The sequence below is a fragment of the Neisseria sp. P0021.S006 genome (assembly GCF_051956895.1).
In genome coordinates, this window is sequence record NZ_JBQCWZ010000482.1 from 1 (window position 1) to 1016 (window position 1016).

The following is a 1016-nucleotide window of genomic DNA, read 5'->3' on the forward strand; positions in this document are numbered from 1 at the left end:
GCGTTCAGACTGCCTATGCGGTAGCGCAGGCACGCCAAGTCGGTGGAGGCGTAGAGGAAGCCACCACCTTGTTTTTGCACGATAAATGCGGCAGGTTCGCCTTCTTTGTTTTTGAACTCGTCCAAGAATACGACTTTCGCGCCGTCGTCTTCGACCGCCAGACCTTTTTGAACCAAATCATCGACCACGGGCTGTAAATCGTCGTTATATTTTGATTCGCCCGCCACGTCTTCGGGGCGCAGTTTCAAGCCCAGCGTGTCGTAAACGGCTTGGGCGTGCGAGAGCGAAATATCGACAAACTGTTTCCACAACGCCAACACGGCCTCATCGCCGCCTTGCAGTTTCACAACGTATTCGCGCGCGGTGTCGGCAAAGGCAGGGTCTTCGTCAAAGCGCACTTTGGCGGCGCGGTAAAATTGCTCCAAATCCGCCAGCTCAAACGCAGCATTGTCTTTTTGCTGCTCGACCAAATAAGCAACCAACATGCCAAACTGCGTACCCCAGTCGCCGACGTGGTTTTGGCGGATGACGGTGTTGCCCATAAATTCCAATACGCGCGAAATGCTGTCGCCGATGATGCTGGAACGCAAGTGGCCGACGTGCATTTCCTTCGCCAGATTGGGCGAAGAGTAGTCAATGACGACGGTTTGCGGTTTGTCGGTTTTCGCTATGCCGAAACGCGCGTCGTTCAAAGCCGCATGAATGTTTTGGGCGAGGAATTCAGGACTCAGGCGCAGGTTGATAAAGCCGGGGCCGGCGACTTCCGCGCTTTCAATCACGGCGTTGCCCGCCAATGCTTCGGCCACTTTTTGCGCCAACTCGCGCGGATTTTGTTTGGCTTTTTTCGCCGCACCCATTACGCCGTTGATTTGGAAATCGCCGTGTTCGGCGTTTTTGGTCGGCTGCAAAACAACGGGGCTGTCGGCGATGCCCGCGGCGGCAAAGGCGGCGGCGGCTTCGCGTTCGACGGTTTGATGTAGGTTCATGAAGATCGGTCTTTCGGTTAAATTCAAATC

At 55.2% G+C, this 1016-nt stretch carries 1 protein-coding gene; it reads right to left on the reverse strand.

Annotated elements, in window-relative coordinates; all coding sequences use genetic code 11:
* Positions 1 to 986: arginine--tRNA ligase (gene argS, locus ACTHUM_RS15150; RefSeq protein WP_440403308.1), on the reverse strand; the 986-nt coding region annotated here is incomplete at its 3' end.
* Between the last annotated feature and the right edge of the window lie 30 nt (positions 987 to 1016).